The 15938-nt window shown below is 45.4% G+C and carries 21 protein-coding genes; 11 read left to right on the top strand and 10 right to left on the bottom strand.

What is annotated here, in order from left to right:
• Window positions 1–4 precede the first annotated feature (4 nt).
• The 8 genes from ACLGGO_RS07380 (at window position 5) to ACLGGO_RS07345 (ending at window position 6382) form a co-directional block, all read left to right on the top strand.
• Window positions 5–295, top strand: coding sequence for a type II toxin-antitoxin system Phd/YefM family antitoxin (locus ACLGGO_RS07380; RefSeq protein WP_446418813.1), 291 nt, complete (start codon window positions 5–7; stop codon window positions 293–295).
• Entirely contained in the window at window positions 279–605 is a 327-nt protein-coding gene (locus ACLGGO_RS07375) for a type II toxin-antitoxin system RelE/ParE family toxin (RefSeq protein WP_446418812.1), read from the top strand. The genes ACLGGO_RS07380 and ACLGGO_RS07375 overlap by 17 nt, the downstream gene beginning before the upstream one ends.
• Before the next feature lie 19 nt (window positions 606–624).
• A complete protein-coding gene (locus ACLGGO_RS07370; protein ID WP_446418811.1) occupies window positions 625–942 on the top strand; it encodes a hypothetical protein in 318 nt (105 codons plus the stop codon).
• A 62-nt stretch (window positions 943–1004) separates the two neighbouring features.
• Window positions 1005–2354: a restriction endonuclease subunit S gene (locus ACLGGO_RS07365; RefSeq protein ID WP_446418810.1), complete on the top strand. Its 1350-nt coding sequence runs from the start codon at window positions 1005–1007 to the stop codon at window positions 2352–2354.
• Between the two features lie 8 nt (window positions 2355–2362).
• On the top strand, window positions 2363–2602 hold the full coding sequence (locus ACLGGO_RS07360) for an antitoxin (RefSeq protein ID WP_446362415.1): 240 nt from the start codon (window positions 2363–2365) through the stop codon (window positions 2600–2602).
• A 36-nt stretch (window positions 2603–2638) separates the two neighbouring features.
• Window positions 2639–2854, top strand: a complete 216-nt coding sequence (locus ACLGGO_RS07355) for a hypothetical protein (RefSeq protein ID WP_446347925.1) — start codon at window positions 2639–2641, stop codon at window positions 2852–2854.
• 129 nt (window positions 2855–2983) lie between these two features.
• The gene (locus ACLGGO_RS07350; RefSeq protein ID WP_446347924.1) at window positions 2984–3220 is read left to right on the top strand and encodes a PIN domain-containing protein; all 237 of its coding nucleotides are present in this window, start codon (window positions 2984–2986) and stop codon (window positions 3218–3220) included.
• A 141-nt stretch (window positions 3221–3361) separates the two neighbouring features.
• A complete protein-coding gene (locus tag ACLGGO_RS07345) occupies window positions 3362–6382 on the top strand; it encodes a type I restriction endonuclease subunit R (RefSeq protein ID WP_446418809.1) in 3021 nt (1006 codons plus the stop codon).
• Window positions 6383–6614: 232 nt separating this feature from the next.
• On the opposite strand, the gene ACLGGO_RS07340 is transcribed toward ACLGGO_RS07345, so the two are convergent.
• The 8 genes from ACLGGO_RS07340 to ACLGGO_RS07305 form a co-directional block, all read right to left on the bottom strand.
• A complete protein-coding gene (locus ACLGGO_RS07340; protein ID WP_446418808.1) occupies window positions 6615–7418 on the bottom strand; it encodes a hypothetical protein in 804 nt (267 codons plus the stop codon).
• Window positions 7419–7546: 128 nt separating this feature from the next.
• Window positions 7547–7813, bottom strand: a complete 267-nt coding sequence (locus ACLGGO_RS07335) for a hypothetical protein (protein WP_446418807.1) — start codon at window positions 7811–7813, stop codon at window positions 7547–7549.
• Window positions 7814–7914: 101 nt separating this feature from the next.
• Window positions 7915–8526, bottom strand: a complete 612-nt coding sequence (locus tag ACLGGO_RS07330) for a hypothetical protein (protein WP_446418806.1) — start codon at window positions 8524–8526, stop codon at window positions 7915–7917.
• Window positions 8527–8611: 85 nt separating this feature from the next.
• Window positions 8612–9253, bottom strand: coding sequence for a Uma2 family endonuclease (locus ACLGGO_RS07325; RefSeq protein WP_446418835.1), 642 nt, complete (start codon window positions 9251–9253; stop codon window positions 8612–8614).
• A 213-nt stretch (window positions 9254–9466) separates the two neighbouring features.
• Window positions 9467–10531 carry a fatty acid desaturase gene (locus tag ACLGGO_RS07320; RefSeq protein WP_446336120.1) on the bottom strand — a complete coding sequence of 355 codons (1065 nt, stop codon included), beginning with the start codon at window positions 10529–10531 and terminating at the stop codon, window positions 9467–9469.
• Window positions 10532–10725: 194 nt separating this feature from the next.
• A complete protein-coding gene (locus ACLGGO_RS07315) occupies window positions 10726–10974 on the bottom strand; it encodes a hypothetical protein (protein WP_446336121.1) in 249 nt (82 codons plus the stop codon).
• A gap of 225 nt (window positions 10975–11199) precedes the next feature.
• Window positions 11200–11403: a hypothetical protein gene (locus tag ACLGGO_RS07310; RefSeq protein WP_446418805.1), complete on the bottom strand. Its 204-nt coding sequence runs from the start codon at window positions 11401–11403 to the stop codon at window positions 11200–11202.
• Window positions 11404–11414: 11 nt separating this feature from the next.
• Window positions 11415–12077 carry a class I SAM-dependent methyltransferase gene (locus ACLGGO_RS07305; protein WP_446337461.1) on the bottom strand — a complete coding sequence of 221 codons (663 nt, stop codon included), beginning with the start codon at window positions 12075–12077 and terminating at the stop codon, window positions 11415–11417.
• Window positions 12078–12152: 75 nt separating this feature from the next.
• On the opposite strand from ACLGGO_RS07305, the gene ACLGGO_RS07300 reads away from it, so the two are divergent.
• From ACLGGO_RS07300 to ACLGGO_RS07290, 3 genes are all read left to right on the top strand, one after another.
• Entirely contained in the window at window positions 12153–12716 is a 564-nt protein-coding gene (locus tag ACLGGO_RS07300; protein WP_446418804.1) for a hypothetical protein, read from the top strand.
• 121 nt (window positions 12717–12837) lie between these two features.
• Window positions 12838–13257 carry a BlaI/MecI/CopY family transcriptional regulator gene (locus ACLGGO_RS07295; RefSeq protein WP_446418834.1) on the top strand — a complete coding sequence of 140 codons (420 nt, stop codon included), beginning with the start codon at window positions 12838–12840 and terminating at the stop codon, window positions 13255–13257.
• A complete protein-coding gene (locus ACLGGO_RS07290) occupies window positions 13257–14099 on the top strand; it encodes a M56 family metallopeptidase (protein ID WP_446418833.1) in 843 nt (280 codons plus the stop codon). The genes ACLGGO_RS07295 and ACLGGO_RS07290 overlap by 1 nt, the downstream gene beginning before the upstream one ends.
• 28 nt (window positions 14100–14127) lie before the next feature.
• Here the strand turns inward: ACLGGO_RS07290 and ACLGGO_RS07285 are convergent, their stop codons facing one another.
• Window positions 14128–14469, bottom strand: a complete 342-nt coding sequence (locus ACLGGO_RS07285; RefSeq protein WP_446418803.1) for a hypothetical protein — start codon at window positions 14467–14469, stop codon at window positions 14128–14130.
• A 263-nt stretch (window positions 14470–14732) separates the two neighbouring features.
• Window positions 14733–15791, bottom strand: a complete 1059-nt coding sequence (locus ACLGGO_RS07280; RefSeq protein WP_446418802.1) for an anthranilate phosphoribosyltransferase family protein — start codon at window positions 15789–15791, stop codon at window positions 14733–14735.
• Window positions 15792–15938 lie beyond the last annotated feature (147 nt).

Genomic DNA, 15938 nt, shown 5'->3' with positions numbered 1-15938 from the left:
CGGGATGATTCATTTAGGGCGGGATATTCAATCGCTTTCCACCTTTAAGCGCAATACCAGTGACTTGATTCAACAGATGAAGGAAACGGGAAATCCGATTGTTTTGACAGTAAATGGGAAAGCAGAAGTGGTTGTACAGGATGCTACTGCTTATCAGAAGTTATTGGATACCATCGAACACCTAGAATCTCTGGTGGCGATTCAAAAGGGATTAACAGATATTGACAAGGGTGAGACTCAATCCCTTGAAAGTTTTGCGACTGAGATGCAAGCTAAATATGGTATTTCAGATTAAGTTAACTCGTTATGCAAAAGAGGAAATAGAGTCGGCTTATCTTTGGTTAAAAGACTATAATTCTGCCTATGCAGACCAATGGTTTCGAGATTTGATGGATACCATCGCTACTTTACAAGAAAAGCCAAGACGTTGTGCTTTAGCCAGGGAAAATGATGATTTTTCAGAGGAGATTAGACAGCTTCTTTATGGAAAACCCAAGAGTCGATATCGCATCATTTTTACAGTTAAAGGGGAGTTTGTTTATATTCTTTCTGTGCGCCGTGTGTCTAGGTCAGCTTTAGATTTTAACCCTCTCGATATGGAGTAATTTAAGGGAGACTAACATTATGCAGGTAACGATTAATTTACCGGACAAGTTAACGGCAAAGGTACAAAATAAATGGAGAGATTTACCGCAAGAAATTCTCCGTCAATTGGTGTTGAAAGCATTTAGGGAAGGGCTGATTGATTTTGAGGAGTTTCAGGAGTTGGGAACGTTTGCCTCTGAGGGGGAGTTAAATGATTTTTTGAAGCCAAATAATATGCTTCATAGTTCGGGGTTACTCGATTTATATGGTTGCTGTGCAGATGATCCGATTGAAGTTGATAACTTGGGGGTAGATGATAGCCTTGATGATGATTTGATTGGGGTGTTTGATGATTGATGGTTCTCTCAAAGATTTGTTAGATACTGAGGGTTAAATATTGAGGATTGGGAGGAAGGTTAATGGGACAGTATCAGGGTTATGAACAGTACAAGGATTCTGGTGTTGAGTGGTTGGGGGATATTCCCGAACATTGGGAAGCAGTTCGACTAAAACATATAACTAATAAAATTATTGATGGCGCACATTTTACTCCAACGTATGTGAGCGAAGGAATTCCTTTTCTAAGAGTTACTGATATTGTTCAAGCAGGTAGTAACTCCATCAATATGAATAATATTAAATTTATACCAGAAGAAGAACACGAAGCATTATCTATTAGATGCAAACCAGAAAAAGGGGACTTGCTTTATTCTAAAAATGGAACGATAGGAGTTCCTAGAATTGTTGATTGGGATTTTGAATTTAGTATATTTGTGAGCCTCTGCTTAATTAAAGTGATTAAACAAAAGATCAGCAGTGAGTTTTTGCAATATTCGTTATTAGGTAAATTAACAGAAACTCAAATTAATATTGGTGCTAAATCAAATACTGTTACGAACTTGCACTTAGACAAAATAAAAGAATTTTGGGCAGCTTTACCGCCATTGGAAGAACAGGATGCGATCGCACAATTTCTCGACCACAAAACCAGCCAAATAGATGCTCTCATTTCCAAGAAAGAAGCCCTCCTCGAAAAACTCGACGAAAAACGCACCGCCCTCATCAGCCACGCTGTCACCAAAGGACTCGATCCAACCGTCCCCATGAAAGATTCTGGCATCGAGTGGCTAGGCGATATCCCTGCACATTGGACAATCATCAGACTAAAACATTTATCAGAAAAAATAACAGATGGAGAACATATATCTCCAAAAAACACAGATACTGGGATTCCCTTATTATCGGCAAAAGATATTAGAGAAAGGGATATAAAATTTGATGATGCTAGTTATGTCAGTGAGGAAGATGCTCATTCTTTCTGGAAACGATGTAAGCCAGAAAAGGGAGATATATTAATAGTAAGTAGAGGCGCGACAGTCGGAAGGATAGGATTTGTAGAAAAAGATGTAAACTTCTGTTTGATGGGTAGCGTTATTTTAATCAAATTGAACGATATTGTCTATCCTGATTTTGTCTATTTTGCATCAAATCAAAACCATGTTCAAAAAAACATTATTCAAGTTTCTGATGCCAGCGCACAACAAGCAATTTACTTAATAGATGTTAAAGAAACTAAATTTTCTATTCCTCCTTACGAGGAACAGGAAGAAATAGCAAAATACTTAAACCAAAGAACATGGGAACTAGATCAACAAAAGTCAAAAATAAACAAAGCCATTGACCTCTTAAAAGAATATCGTACCGCCCTAATCACCAACGCCGTAACAGGTAAAATCGACGTGCGCCAAGTCCCCATTCCTCAACCCTAGAAACCACCATGAACACCGAATATAACGTTAAACTCATCCAACAAGGGAACAGCCAAACCCTACCCATTCCCCCAGAACTTAACCTAGACACCACAGACGTTATCATCCGCCAAGAAAATGGCAAACTGATTATCGAACCCTATCAAAAGAAATCCCTTCTCCAAGTTTTCTCCACCCTCGAACCCTTAGACGAAGAATTCCCCGATGCTGACAAAGGATTATTACCCCTAGATGATATCGAACTTTAAAAATGCTATACTCCTATTTAAAAGACTTTAGAAACAATGAAACAAACCCTTAAACAAATCAAAATTAGTGATATCCCTGATGCACTGCAACGCTTGGGGATAAGCCAAGACACCACCATTAACCTAACCATCGAAACCGTCGAAGAAGAACAAGAAGATATCCTAACCCTACTTCAACAAATTGGTCAGGAAGCCCAAGCCAAAGGACTAACCGACGAAATCCTAGAAGAACTGTTAGCTGATGAATCCTGACTTAATTGTTATTGAAAACGTGACTAATTTTATCAATTTTTAACCTACTCTATTCATTAAAAACCATGACTCAAAAAACTTTGACCCTGACCAAATAAAAGCCGAATACTTAGCCGAAAAATATAACCTGTGAAAGTTATACTCGATACCAACCTCATTCTTGACTATGCTCTTAAGCGTGAACCCTTTAGTAAACTCGCTGACCAAATTTTTATTCTCATCGAACAAAAGCGGCTGGAGGGCTATGTTAGTGCATCTACCTTTACTGACCTTTTCTATATATCCTTTTTCCTTCAGGACTTACGCAGCGACACCACTTATGGGGGCGAAGGTGCGTTACGCTGCGCTAACACACCCTACACATAGAGGCTTGGCGTAAGTCCTATCCTTGCAACCTTGCTCCTTCCCTTCTGCCTTCTGCCTGGTTGGTGAGCCTGTCGAACCACTGCCCTCTGCCTTGTCTCCACCGATAGTGTAAGTATTCCACCGGACATAATATAATTTACCATGCACCAAGAAAAAGACTTTGAAACTATCATCGAACGGGAACTCCTCAACCACTACGGCTACCACCCCGGAAACCCAGAAAACTACGACCAAGAAACCGCCCTTTTCCACAGTGAGATTATCAACTTTATCCAAACCACCCAACCGAAACAATGGGATAAATTTAGTCGCACCAGCCCCGGAGAAGCCCAAAAAACCCTGATCGCCAGCCTCACCAAAGAACTCAAAAGTCGGGGAATGCTGGATGTCCTCCGTAACGGCTTCAAATGCTACGGCAAAACCTTCAAAGTTGCCCACTTCCAACCCAATACCGGGATGAACCCCGATACTATCGAACTCTACAATAAAAATCGCCTCACCCTCACCCGCCAAGTCAAAATCAAAACCAACGGAATTCCCGATATTCTCCTCAGTCTCAACGGCTTACCCATCGCCACCCTGGAACTGAAAAACCAACTCACCGGACAAACCTACCGCAACGCCATTCACCAATACCAAACCGACAGAGACCCCAAAGACCCCCTATTTCGCTTCAAAGAACGTTGCTTAGTTCACTTCGCCGTCGATACCGATGAAGTCTGGATGACCACCAAACTCGCTGGAACTGAAACCACCTTTCTCCCCTTCAACAAAGGCAATAACCATAGCGCCGGAAATCCCCATGTTCCAGGAGAATACCGCACCAGTTACCTTTGGCAAGAAGTCCTCCCGCGCGATAGTATTCTTGATATTCTCGCCCGTTTCCTCCACTTAGAAACCCAAGAAACCCAAATTCCCACCGCCACCGGCATCAAACACCAAACCAAAGAAACCCTGATTTTCCCCCGTTACCATCAACTCGATGTGGTGCGGAAACTCATCACCCACACCAAACAGCATCAGTCAGGACATAACTACCTGATCCAACATTCAGCCGGATCAGGAAAATCCAACTCTATCGCCTGGTTAGCCCATCGCCTCGCCAATCTCCACGATGACCAAGACGACAAAATCTTTGATACCGTTATCGTGATTACCGATCGCAAAGTATTAGACAGCCAACTCCAAGACACGATTTATCAATTCGACCATAAAACCGGAGTCGTTCACAAAATAGATGAAAACACCCAACAACTCGCAAAAGCCCTGGGTAAGGGTGTCCCCGTCATCATCTCCACCATTCAGAAATTCCCCTTCATTTCCCAAGCCATCCAAACCCTAGAGAAAAAAGGCACAACCGTCACCCTCACCACCAAAGACAAACGCTTTGCCATTATCGTCGATGAGGCACACAGTTCCCAAAGTGGAGAAACCGCCACCGAACTCCGCCAAATCCTCAACCAAGACGGGATTGAAGCCGCCATCGCCCACCAACTCCTCGACGATGAACCCGATGATAACCTCAGCGAAGCAGCCCAACGAAAACTATTACGAACCCAACTCACTCGCACCAAACAACCCAACCTCAGTTACTTCGCCTTTACCGCCACCCCCAAACAACGCACCCTCTTACTCTTCGATGAACCAGGGGAAACCGGACAAGCCCCCTTTCATCTCTACACCATGCGCCAAGCCATAGAAGAAGGCTTTATTAAAGACGTACTCGCCAACTACACCTGTTACGCCCGTTATTACCAGTTAGTCCGCCGTTCAGAAACTGACCCCAACCTCCCCCGCCGTAAAGCAGCCAGGGAAATCGCCCGTTTTGTCGAACTCCATCCCCACAACATCGCCCAGAAAGTCGAAATCATCGTTGAACATTTCCGTAACCATACCCGCCATAAAATCGGGGGTGGGGCTAAAGCAATGGTTGTGACGCGATCGCGTGAACAGGCGGTTAAATACAAACTGACCTTCGATCACTACATCAAAGACAAAGGCTACACCGACATTAAATCCCTCGTCGCCTTCTCCGGTTCAGTCCCCCTCAAAGAGTTCCCCGACGAAACCTTCACCGAAGTTAGTATGAATGGCGGGATCAAATCCACCGAAATCCCAGAAAAGTTCGCCAGCGATGACTACCAAGTGCTACTCGTCGCCAACAAATTCCAAACAGGCTTTGACCAACCCCTCCTCCACACCATGTTCGTCGATAAACGCCTTGCTGGAGTCCAAGCCGTGCAAACCCTCTCCCGCCTCAACCGTACCGCCCCAGGGAAAGAAGATACCTTCGTTCTAGATTTTGTCAACCCACCCGAAGACATCTACAAAGCCTTTAAACCCTACTACGAACAAACCCCCGTTGGCGAAACCGCTGACCCCCAACAACTGAATGACCTCGCCTTCCAACTCTATGAATGGCGACTCTTTAGCGAAGAAAATGTTAACCAATGGTGTGAAATCTGGTTCCGTCCCAAAACCTCCCTCACCGGAGGAGAACACAAAAAGCTCAATACCCTACTCGACCCCATTATCGACCAATACAAAACCCTAGAAGCAGCCGAACGAGACCAATTCCGCAGCCAACTCACCAGCTTCCGTAACCTCTACCTTTTCCTCGCCCAAATCATCCCCTACCAAGATTCCGACCTAGAAAAACTCTATGCTTATAGTCGCTTCCTCCTGAAGAAACTCCCCCGCAGTACCGATGCGCCCAAAGTAGACCTATCAGGGGATATCGAGATGAAGTTCTATCGCCTGGAAAAAATCAGTGAAGGCAAAATCGACCTCAACGAAGGCGAAGCCAACCCCCTCAAAGGAGCCACCGCAGTAGGGACACGCCAACCGGATAAAGAGGTTCCCCTCTCCCAACTGATCGACTCTCTCAACGAACGCTTTGGCACCGACTTCACCCCCGCTGACCAACTCTTCTTCGAGCAAATCACCGAAACCGCGATCGCAAACAACCACCTCAAGCAAGCCGCCCAGGTCAACACCAAAGAAAACTTCGCCCCCGTCCTCGACCAACAACTTGAAAACCTCTTCATCGAACGCATGGAGGGGAATGAGAAGATCTTTATGGAGGTGATGAACAACCAGGAGTTTAAACAAGTCGTCTTTGAAAAACTGCTCGAATCAATCTACAAGCAGCTAAATTCATAGGCGACACAGAATGAAGGTTTGGTAAATCCGGGTTTCCTACCTCCGTTATAATTGAGTCCGCGTAGGCGGACTTTGTTTGTGTAGCAGCGATTTTAATCGCCATGGCTGTTGTAGAGACGTTGCTTAGATATCCTCACTATAAAGCGCTGGAGGTATAGCCAAAGGTTGTACCAAAGGAAGCCTACACTGACCCTTAGGGTACAGTGTAGGAGGATTTCACTGAAACGATGCTCTAATCAGCGCTGGCTACCAAGCCATTTCCACGACCAACATATTTAATCACTTCGACACCATTTTCTTCCAGAATCACTAGCGGTTCCTGATTTTCACCTAATTCAATACGCTTAACCTTAACTGCGCCATTTAACAAAGAATCTCCCGCTCGCACATAGCGACTGGTTGTGTTCGCTGAGGCTTTGATAATCGCGTTCCATTGTCCCTCAAGTTGCATCACACCACTCACTTCTACCCCATCAGCCAGTTCAGTGGAAGGGGGAGGTGGTTCCTCAATAACAGTTATCTCACTAGGAGTTGGAGAAGGTTGAGGCTTGGGTTCTTGAGTTTTAGGGGCTGCGGGTTCAGGTGATTTTTCTTTCGCGGATGGAGTGGGAGAGGATGGAGTTGGGGAGGGTTGGCGTTTAGGTTCTGAAGTTGGGGAAGGTTGAGTTTTGGCTGGAGTTTCAGGGGCTTTAGGCTGGGAGGGTTGCGTTTTGGCAGGTTGAGGCTGAGTCGGTGGAGTTGTCTTTGTTGGAGTAGACTGTTGAATGGGTGCAACCGTAACCGTATTAAACGGATCTTGACGCTCTTTGGCAACAGGTATTTTGACTGATTGGCTAGGCGGAATCAGTCCGGCTGGCGGTGGAGGAACTAGAGTTTTGCTTGGATTGTTGGCAGTTTCAGCTTCAGGTTGTTTAGGCGCTGTTGCTACAGCCGATTCAGGTTGTGAGGTTTGATTGACTTGGTTATTTTGACGGGTGCAGCTACTGACGAGCAGAGCAACTAGAGCTAAACCAGCGACCCACCGCAGCTTATTCATAGGGATGACCTGAGTTCTCTTTCTTTAGAATAGCCTTTCTTGAGAAATTAAGACTAAATGGAAATATCTTGCTTACAGCTAAGCGAGTAATAGCACTCAGCTTAGGGTATTATTTTGCGATATATTGCCTATAAACCAACCAAATCAGCATCAACGCCTCTATTGTCAGATCCTGTCAGATAGCCTACGTCAATAGCTCCAGAATAGCTGGGGCTAGGAAACTCTTGAGGCGCAGCTTCTTTCTCGGCTTCAGTTTTCTGTTGACTCGGTAAACCGCTTTGTAGTTCGAGAGCGATCGCGAGCCATTCAGATAGGGAGATACCAGCACTGTCAGCTTGTCGCTTCAAGGCTGCATACACTTCATCACTAAGTTCTAGCTTGACAACTTGGCTCACGGCTGTTCCCTCAACGATTGCTATACAACCCTAGAGTAACATTCCAACCTAAAGGAGTGGAACCGCAGTGCGCGATCGCACATTATTGGGTATCCTTTGGATTACTCAAAATAAATTCTAAAGGGTTCCGCTAGAATACCTAATATCTGATTTAACTGAGGAATAAAATATTCAGTCAAATCAATTTTTACCCGATCCTTTTCTAACAGTATAAACTTCCAGTTCGTTCCGGTTGAAACAGCACCATACACCGCTTGCTGTTCTCGTCCATTACGAGTGTTAAATATTTGGGCGGCAACCATTTGAGCCACACATTGTCCCAAACCAATGCGGATATCATTATCTTTTGCTTCAACTAAGGTTAAAACAGGAGCAGTTACCAGTGATTGATTGCTGGATGCAGTTAACATAAAATCACAAGCCCCCGTTAAACCTTTAGCGTCATCAACATTAAACGTATTTCCCGAAAAATAACCAATTTTGTTCCGAAATCTGCGCCTTATATCCAACAATATTGGCGTAATAATCAATTCAGAACGAGCTTTTTCTGTACTAATACTTACGGCTAAATCTAAGTTTTCTTCTAAGGCTTCCTGAAGGCGTTGGGAAGGTTCAATCGGGGTAACCTGACTAAAAAAATGAGGAATATCCTCAACGGTTAATTCCAGGTTAGAAACGGCTTGGTCAAGACTTTTGAAGTCACTGTATGACATAGTTCCAGAGTCAGCAGCGAAATGGGAATAGGATAACCAGCATTAATCAATTAGGTGTTCTGGGGGCGATAAACGATAGAATAACTCAAGCTTGAAACTGGGACAACAACCAAGCGCTCACTTTACCATGATTCATTTGCCGACTACGCCGAAACGCTTCTTCTAATAGAGAAATCTCTAAACCAGGAAACACCTGAGATTGGTAAATTCGCCGACTCCCGCCATTTTGAATCTCAAAGGCGATAACCTGAACATTTTTCACGTCAATAATCCAATACTCCCGAACTCCCAAGGATTCGTAGAGGAGACGTTTTTCTCCTTTGTCATCGGCTAAAGAAGAATAGGCAACTTCAATGACTAAATCCGGGGGTGGGTAGGTATCAAGATTGATAATTGTCGCTTCCCAAGGGACTACTTCCGCCTTCTCACCGACATAAAACGAGACATCCGGTTGGGCTTCCTCACAGCCCGTCTTACGATACGTGCAGTTATCATGACCATCAAAATCAATCTGATTGAGTCCTGCAAAGAGGCAGACGGCGTGAATAACGATAAGGTGATCACGGGAATGGGGGTTACCAAGTGGAGACATCTCTAGCCTCATGCATCCGTTATAGTAGTAGCCTTTCGCTTTTTCGTATGCTGGATCACTGATTGCCTGAAGGTATTCCTCCCAAGTCGCATTGACCCAGGTATCGGTTGGTAGTTTGGCTTGCAGTTGACTCATGGCAACCTTGCTATGGCTCGCGATCGCTAATATGTAACTTAACACGAATGGCACGCTCAGATGAGGATGGTGGGCAATGCCCACCCTACGATACAGGGTTTCGGCGATCCCAAAATGCTTGTTGAGCGTGCCATTGAACTTAATACCAAAATCCCCGACTTCTTCAAGAAATCGGGGATCTCATCTAATTCACGTTAGTGTGACAATCCGGTATTACTTGTCTCCAGCCAAGGCTTTTCGATAGTCTTTAAACGACTGATAGCACTCTTGTTGATTATAGAGGTGACATTGGTCGGTAATCTGTTTCATCAACGACCAAGAAAAACGGCATTCGCGTAGTTCATCTCCCCAATTCTCCTTGAGAATCCGATGCGCTAACCGCAAATTATAGGACGGAATCGCACTGGAAACGTGATGAGGAATGTGAACATTAATGTCATGGCAGAGAAATTCTACCCAACGGGGATAATCACAGTGAACCGAACCAAATAATTGAGCCTCAGCCTCATTCCATTCCGGTTCCGGGGTAAAGGGAATATCGGGTGCTGTGTGGTGAACAATGGTGAAAGTACTCATCCAGAAATGGTACACCAACCAGGGAATCAGCCAGAATTTGACGACTCCCCATACACCTGTTGTCGCAATGAGTAAAGGAAATGCAACAGCAGCAAAACCGATAACTAACAACGCGGAAAACTTGACTTGAGAACGCTGTTTCCCCTGGAAATTACCCCAGTTAAAATGCATTAATGCCCAGTGGAATATCGAGCCAATCCACCATAATCGACCTCGTATTAGCTGGTAAAACAACTTCACTAAAACCGAGTGGCTGGCATAATACTCTACTGTAAAGGGTTCCCATGCATTATCTTCGCCAAGCTTATTCGTGTGGGCATGATGGTAGTTATGGAGAATGCGCCAGCTATGAAAGGGATAAATTAAAGGTAAAAATGCCAGGTGTCCCACCAAATCATTCACCCAACGGCGATTGGCAAAGGAACGATGACCGCAATCATGACCGATGACAAAAAAGCCAGTCAATGCTGTACCGGTGAAAATCCATAATAGAGGTAAACAAAACCAGGGTGCAAGCGCTAAACCCCCATAGCCTAGACCCACCATTAAAATATTCACCAGAACCACTGTCCAGGCTTGGCGACGGTTTTTTTGAAACACTTCACGCGGTAACGTCTGCAAAATGTCTCTCAACCTTAAAGTAGTCGTAACCTTTTTTAAGGAGTAATCGGGAGTTTGTTCTTTGATTGTCGATATAGTCATGAAAGAATTCAATACATGAGATTTAGTGAATTGCGAATAGTCAGGCAAAAAAAATCCTGCCCAGTCATCTATTCTTGGCAGATAGAAGGGTATCTCCTTGTGCTGATCACTCAGAGTTGACAAAACCTAGCACCCCGAGAATGAGTTCTGGGGTGCAAAAACAGCATCAATCAAACCAAACACTACTGTTCCCCTTAATTATTGGCGTCGGATTGTGCCGTAGCCAACCGTTGTTTTTGGAGGATTTGGAGCTGCTGCAAGAGTGAATCTACTTCTGCTTGCAAATGTAGATACTTGACTTGCTGATCAGCCTGGTAAATCGACTTCATTAATTTTATCAGGCGTTGGTCACTCGTGCCGCTTACCGTCCCGCGATCGCTCTCAGTTGCAGCTTCCCGATTCGGGTTTGGTGGACAGATTACACTAGATGAACGATTTAGCATTCGTTAAATAGTTATTTTTACTTACTCACACCACAGGCTATTGTATACTGAACATCAAGTTTTGTTGCATCATATAGGTCAATTTTATGACTGGCTGAGGTATCCATTACGAAAGCCAACGGACTTGATAGGCTGGAACCCCCATCTGTCAAGTATTTTCCTCGCGGTAGGCAAATAGCGTTAGCCCGGATGGGAAGTCGCCTTTGACCGTGATAACACGACCCTTTAGTATAAACCAGGGATCAGTTTTTTGACTCGCTGCTGATACTCTGTGTATTCCGGATACTTCTGGGTTAACCAGGTTTCTTCCCGTCTGGCTTTGATATCCAAGAAAATCAACAGGATAGCCTGTAGCAAAACCAGGTATTCCCCTCGTCTTCCATTCCGCCATTCCCGCGTAAAACCCCAATCTCGTAAACGTTGCATCATTTAACTCCTCCTTAGACTCCCTGTTGGTTGTCTTGACGTTGGGCGATGAGGGCGTAGAAGGGATCACCCCCGCCAACTCCCAGCATTTGCAAAAAACTGGGAACAGAAGAAGAACGGGTAATCACTTCTGGGGTATCAAATCCGGGTACAGATTGAAAATAACGCTTGACAAGTTGCACACGACTTGCTTCAGTCCCCTCTCGCCATGCCGCGATCGCTTTTTGGAAGAACATGCGATTGGAAAAGCTGATAATGGCGATACCACCGGGTTTGAGGATGCGGTGAATCTCCTGAAACACGGCATCAGGGTATTGTAGGTACTGAATCGAGACACAGTTGAGAACCGCATCAAAATCTTGGTCTGGCAAAGGTAACTGAGGATTTTTATTCAGATCTTGGACAAAGGAATGGTTTAAGCGGGGATTGCGTGCTAGTTCCTGTTCATTCATCCCGTGTCCTTCAACATGGGCGAATTCCATGTCATCGGGCAAGTGGGACACATGGCTACTCATCATATCCAGGATGCGAGTATGGGGTTTCAGGCGTTCTCTATACAGTTGAGTGAGTTGATCCAAAAACCCAGCATCAACATGGGTGACGAAGCGAGGGAAAGAGTAAAACAGCGTATCGTCGGTATCGTCTAGTTTCGTCCGTTGGTTGGATTGCAGCAGCATAGTCTTTAGCGGAAAATTAGGATGCTATCTTTTAGTTTAAGAAAAATTACGGAATGTTAAGTATACCCATCGCCTATGCCCGTCTACGGTTGTGATCCGATCGCCTTTGAGGGAATTACGGGTCAGCGTTATTGGTTCTATGAACCGTTTCACTTCACTGGAATTCGCGATATTGACGAACGGCTGAGTAGTTTTCCCGTTGCCGTCTTTTTGCCACAGGATCGACCTGGCGATCAGACACCGTTGGTGATTGGCATTCAAGGAATGTGTGCGCCTTATGGCTGGAATGCCTTTATTGTGCCAACTCTGACCCAGATGGGGATTGCTGTGGCATTATTTGACACACCCCTAGCAGGTGAACGCAGTTTTACGCGGACGTTTTCCGGAGTGGCGCACGTTGAAATCAAACCGCTTCTGGATCGGGGTATTTCCTTTGATACTCAACTGATGCTGCGGATGTTCAGTGTCACAGCACGGGATATTGGTTTAGTGCGGAATTTTTGTCGCGATCGCTATCACCTCACTGATCCTCGGTTGGCGCTATTTGGCGTCAGTATGGGCGTTTTGTTTAGTGCGTTTGCCTTTACCGATCATGTTCGCTATTTTCTCGTAACTCAGTTAGGAGATTGGCGAGATTAATGGCTATAGCAGAAGGCAAGGTTTTTACCATATAAAGCTTGCCCACCCGACATAAAATCAGCGTTTGACATCAAATTCAGGTAAACTGAGTATCCAGTTTCCTGATTTTAACGGCATAGTTATGGTTCCCATGCCCAGTTACCGCCCCAAGCAACTCTCCCTTGGTCCATTAGAGACAGAAATTTTAGAGATTACTTGGCAGCTCGGTTCGGCTACCACTAAAGATGTCCACGAACGAATTTTGGCTGACCCAGACCGAGAGTTAGCCTATGCTTCCGTAACCACGGTATTGCGCCGTCTCACCCAAAAAGGCTGGCTAAGGTGCGATCGCCAAGAGCGGGCATTTCGTTGGCAACCCTTGCTCTCGCCGGAACAGGCGCGGATTCTGCAAGCCCATGATCAGTTACAAAGATTCTTAGCCGTGGGAAATCCTGATATCATCGCCGCCTTTGCCGACAGTCTCGACCAAGCTAGTCTAGAACAAATCGACGCGATCGCCCAGCGTTTGCAAGCCATCCGCGAAGCGAGGGAGCAGCAATGATCCATCTCATCCTAATTCTGAGTGCTTTAGCCGTAGCTTGGTTCACCCGAATCAGTTGGTCAGGAAAAGTCGGTAGTTATCAGCAGCGCTGGCAAAATGCCTTAAGCAAGTTCTTATTTCCGCCATTGCTACTGATCATGACAGCCATCTCTATTGTCTGCATGGGACCCCAAGGGCAAATGGTTTGGCGCTGGGAGGGTTGGTTCAGTTATGGATTAGCTGGCACGTTCTTGGGATATGTGGGAGTCTCAGGGCTGAAACTGGCGTTTGCCGGATGGCGTTCTTGGCAACAGGTTCGCTCCTATCCCCAGCAAACCTTTCATGGCAGACTAATCCGCATTCTTAACACACCTTTAGTATTTAGCGCTCAAGTCGGATTTTGGCAACCGGAACTGGTGGTGAGTCAAGGCTTACTGGAGACGCTTGATGCGGATCATTTGCAAGCGGTTCTCACCCATGAAGACGGACATTTTTATTATCGAGATACCTTTTGGTTCTTTTGGTTGGGTTGGATGCGGCGATTTTCTTATGGATTAACCCAGACAGAAGCGCTATGGCAAGAACTATTACTGTTACGAGAAATCCGAGCCGATCAATGGGCAGCACAACGGGTTGATTTTTTACTGTTAGCGGAATCCCTATTGACGGTTGTCAGTACACCGCTGATGCATTCTGAAAGTGTTTGTGCCGCTTTTAGCTGCAGTGCACCTAAAAATCGTCTTCAGGAACGCATAGAAGCGCTCTTAGCTGAAATCAATTTACCTAACCAGACCTATCTATATTTATTCATCTGGTTTTTATTATCATGTTTGCCGCTATTTTTAATCCCGTTTCACCGATAATTTTCAGTTTTGCATAACCAATGACAACTTAGTGAGAATCATGATCGGGTTGGTTCGGCATGGGAAGAGAAGGGTTGTGGGGATGAGAGGGGGATTCTTCAGCGCCGATAGGAATACGAATATTTCCCATACCCATTGAACCGATACTCACTAATCCCATCGTCTGAAAACCAATAGCTACCGTCCCCATAGAAACTAGCCCAGCTGATAAGACTCCCATGGCGACAGAACCGAGAGAAAACACTCCCATGGGAACGAACCCTATTGAAATTATCCCCATAGGGACTATACCAATAGATACGATTCCCAATGGAGCAATGCCGATGGCAAAAACTTGAGGCTTGTGGTGGTGAGCAGAGGTTTTGGACATGGGAGACTGAAGCTGATACTATGCTGCTGTTGATCTTGAGGGAGCAACTAACCCTTGTCAAAAGACAGGCTGTCAAACTTGGTGTGAGGACAACCCTTTTCCCTCTTCAAGAAATCCGGGTTTAACCCTTTTATACCCTTGCACCGCTATCAGGGACAATGTACTATGGCTTCCCCAGCTCCCCCAGCTTCCCCTGCTTCCCCTGCTTCCCCTGCTCCCTCCACCAGACTTATTCAGCAGACCCTATTTATAAAGGGGGGTGGCTAACCCGGATTTGGTATAACAGTCGATTTAATTTCAGTTAATTGCTGCTGAAGTGCGCCTGTGGTTAACAAAGACTCCGCCTTGCTTAATCCATCTTCTAACGTAGGGCAAACCCCACAACGCCACAGATAAAACCCACCATTCCAAATCACTGATTTTTGAAATTCTGAAGATTTTCCAGCTAAAACCTCTTTAATTTTTACTAATAATTGTTCCTTTGACTCTAGAGGAACCTCCTTCCCTTCAAAGCCATAATCCCTAGGGTGAAGTTTCAGGCGTTGGGAGGGTTCGCTGTCTCCAGGTTTATGGATTGAAATAATCGCCGTCCGTTCCCGGGGCAAATCGCAACTTCCCTCTAACCCCTTGACTAATGTGTAGTTGTTAACGCCTCGTAATGCTAATGTTCCCTGCATAAATTCTTCCGTTGGGGGATGGACAAAACCAGCCATTAGATGTACGTTCCCAGCATAAGGAAGCCAAATTAATTCAACAGTCGCAAAGGGTGGACGCTTACCAATCTGATCCCGATAATTCACCAAACCTTGAGTCGCCGGAAAATGGTTAGGGGTATAGATAAAACCAAAGCGAGTTGTTTCTAAAACCTGATGAACTTGGGCAAGATTAAGGCGGGTAAAATCGATTCCCAATCCTTGCCAAATTTCCACTAAGGGAATGCCATATTTGGTGGGCATACAGTCGCCGCCATGTTGGATTACCGGAACCCCTGAAGCCGCCAGCATCAGCGCCGTTAGGGGAGTAACTGGGGCGGTTCGCGATCGCCCGTCGTAAGGTGTCCCCATTACCGTTACCATCGGATCACCGGATAACCGGGGTATTGTGCAACCGAATTGCTCATACGCATCCAACATTCCCGCAAGTTCGTCACTCGTGGGGCGCTTAATTCGATGGGCAATTAAAAACGCTCCAATTTGAGCCGGAGTCGCTTCTTCATTCAGGATCATTGCTGTGGCTTTGGCGGCTTCTTCACGAGTTAAATCTTTGTGAGTATGGCTACCGCTACCCACTTTCTTTAGCAGTTCTCTGAAAATAATACTCATGATGGGGGATGAAAAATAGGACGATGGGACTATAACCACAATGGTTGAGGGCGATAGCAGATTGAGAGAGAACCATTAGTGATTCCTGAACAAAGATGCCATCGCTTCGGCATTGAGTGGCTGTGAGGATTAGTTAACAAATCTACA

Origin of the sequence: Coleofasciculus sp. (assembly GCF_046565525.1) — a bacterium.
In the GTDB taxonomy this organism is placed as follows: domain Bacteria; phylum Cyanobacteriota; class Cyanobacteriia; order Cyanobacteriales; family Coleofasciculaceae; genus Coleofasciculus.
Note: the sequence above shows the minus strand (reverse complement) of the source record. Positions and strands in the feature narration are given on the sequence as shown.

Excerpts from the sequence above, each read along its gene's own strand:
- ACLGGO_RS07280 (WP_446418802.1), bottom strand. The coding sequence starts at position 15,791 with ATGAGTATTATTTTCAGAGAACTGCTAAAGAAAGTGGGTAGCGGTAGC.
- ACLGGO_RS07355 (WP_446347925.1), top strand. The coding sequence starts at position 2,639 with ATGAAACAAACCCTTAAACAAATCAAAATTAGTGATATCCCTGATGCA.
- ACLGGO_RS07365 (WP_446418810.1), top strand. The coding sequence starts at position 1,005 with ATGGGACAGTATCAGGGTTATGAACAGTACAAGGATTCTGGTGTTGAG.
- ACLGGO_RS07285 (WP_446418803.1), bottom strand. The coding sequence starts at position 14,469 with ATGTCCAAAACCTCTGCTCACCACCACAAGCCTCAAGTTTTTGCCATC.
- ACLGGO_RS07310 (WP_446418805.1), bottom strand. The coding sequence starts at position 11,403 with ATGATGCAACGTTTACGAGATTGGGGTTTTACGCGGGAATGGCGGAAT.
- ACLGGO_RS07295 (WP_446418834.1), top strand. The coding sequence starts at position 12,838 with ATGGTTCCCATGCCCAGTTACCGCCCCAAGCAACTCTCCCTTGGTCCA.
- ACLGGO_RS07320 (WP_446336120.1), bottom strand. The coding sequence starts at position 10,531 with ATGACTATATCGACAATCAAAGAACAAACTCCCGATTACTCCTTAAAA.
- ACLGGO_RS07345 (WP_446418809.1), top strand. The coding sequence starts at position 3,362 with ATGCACCAAGAAAAAGACTTTGAAACTATCATCGAACGGGAACTCCTC.
- ACLGGO_RS07325 (WP_446418835.1), bottom strand. The coding sequence starts at position 9,253 with ATGAGTCAACTGCAAGCCAAACTACCAACCGATACCTGGGTCAATGCG.
- ACLGGO_RS07315 (WP_446336121.1), bottom strand. The coding sequence starts at position 10,974 with ATGCTAAATCGTTCATCTAGTGTAATCTGTCCACCAAACCCGAATCGG.
- ACLGGO_RS07375 (WP_446418812.1), top strand. The coding sequence starts at position 279 with ATGGTATTTCAGATTAAGTTAACTCGTTATGCAAAAGAGGAAATAGAG.
- ACLGGO_RS07330 (WP_446418806.1), bottom strand. The coding sequence starts at position 8,526 with ATGTCATACAGTGACTTCAAAAGTCTTGACCAAGCCGTTTCTAACCTG.
- ACLGGO_RS07370 (WP_446418811.1), top strand. The coding sequence starts at position 625 with ATGCAGGTAACGATTAATTTACCGGACAAGTTAACGGCAAAGGTACAA.
- ACLGGO_RS07340 (WP_446418808.1), bottom strand. The coding sequence starts at position 7,418 with ATGAATAAGCTGCGGTGGGTCGCTGGTTTAGCTCTAGTTGCTCTGCTC.
- ACLGGO_RS07300 (WP_446418804.1), top strand. The coding sequence starts at position 12,153 with ATGCCCGTCTACGGTTGTGATCCGATCGCCTTTGAGGGAATTACGGGT.
- ACLGGO_RS07380 (WP_446418813.1), top strand. The coding sequence starts at position 5 with ATGATTCATTTAGGGCGGGATATTCAATCGCTTTCCACCTTTAAGCGC.
- ACLGGO_RS07360 (WP_446362415.1), top strand. The coding sequence starts at position 2,363 with ATGAACACCGAATATAACGTTAAACTCATCCAACAAGGGAACAGCCAA.
- ACLGGO_RS07305 (WP_446337461.1), bottom strand. The coding sequence starts at position 12,077 with ATGCTGCTGCAATCCAACCAACGGACGAAACTAGACGATACCGACGAT.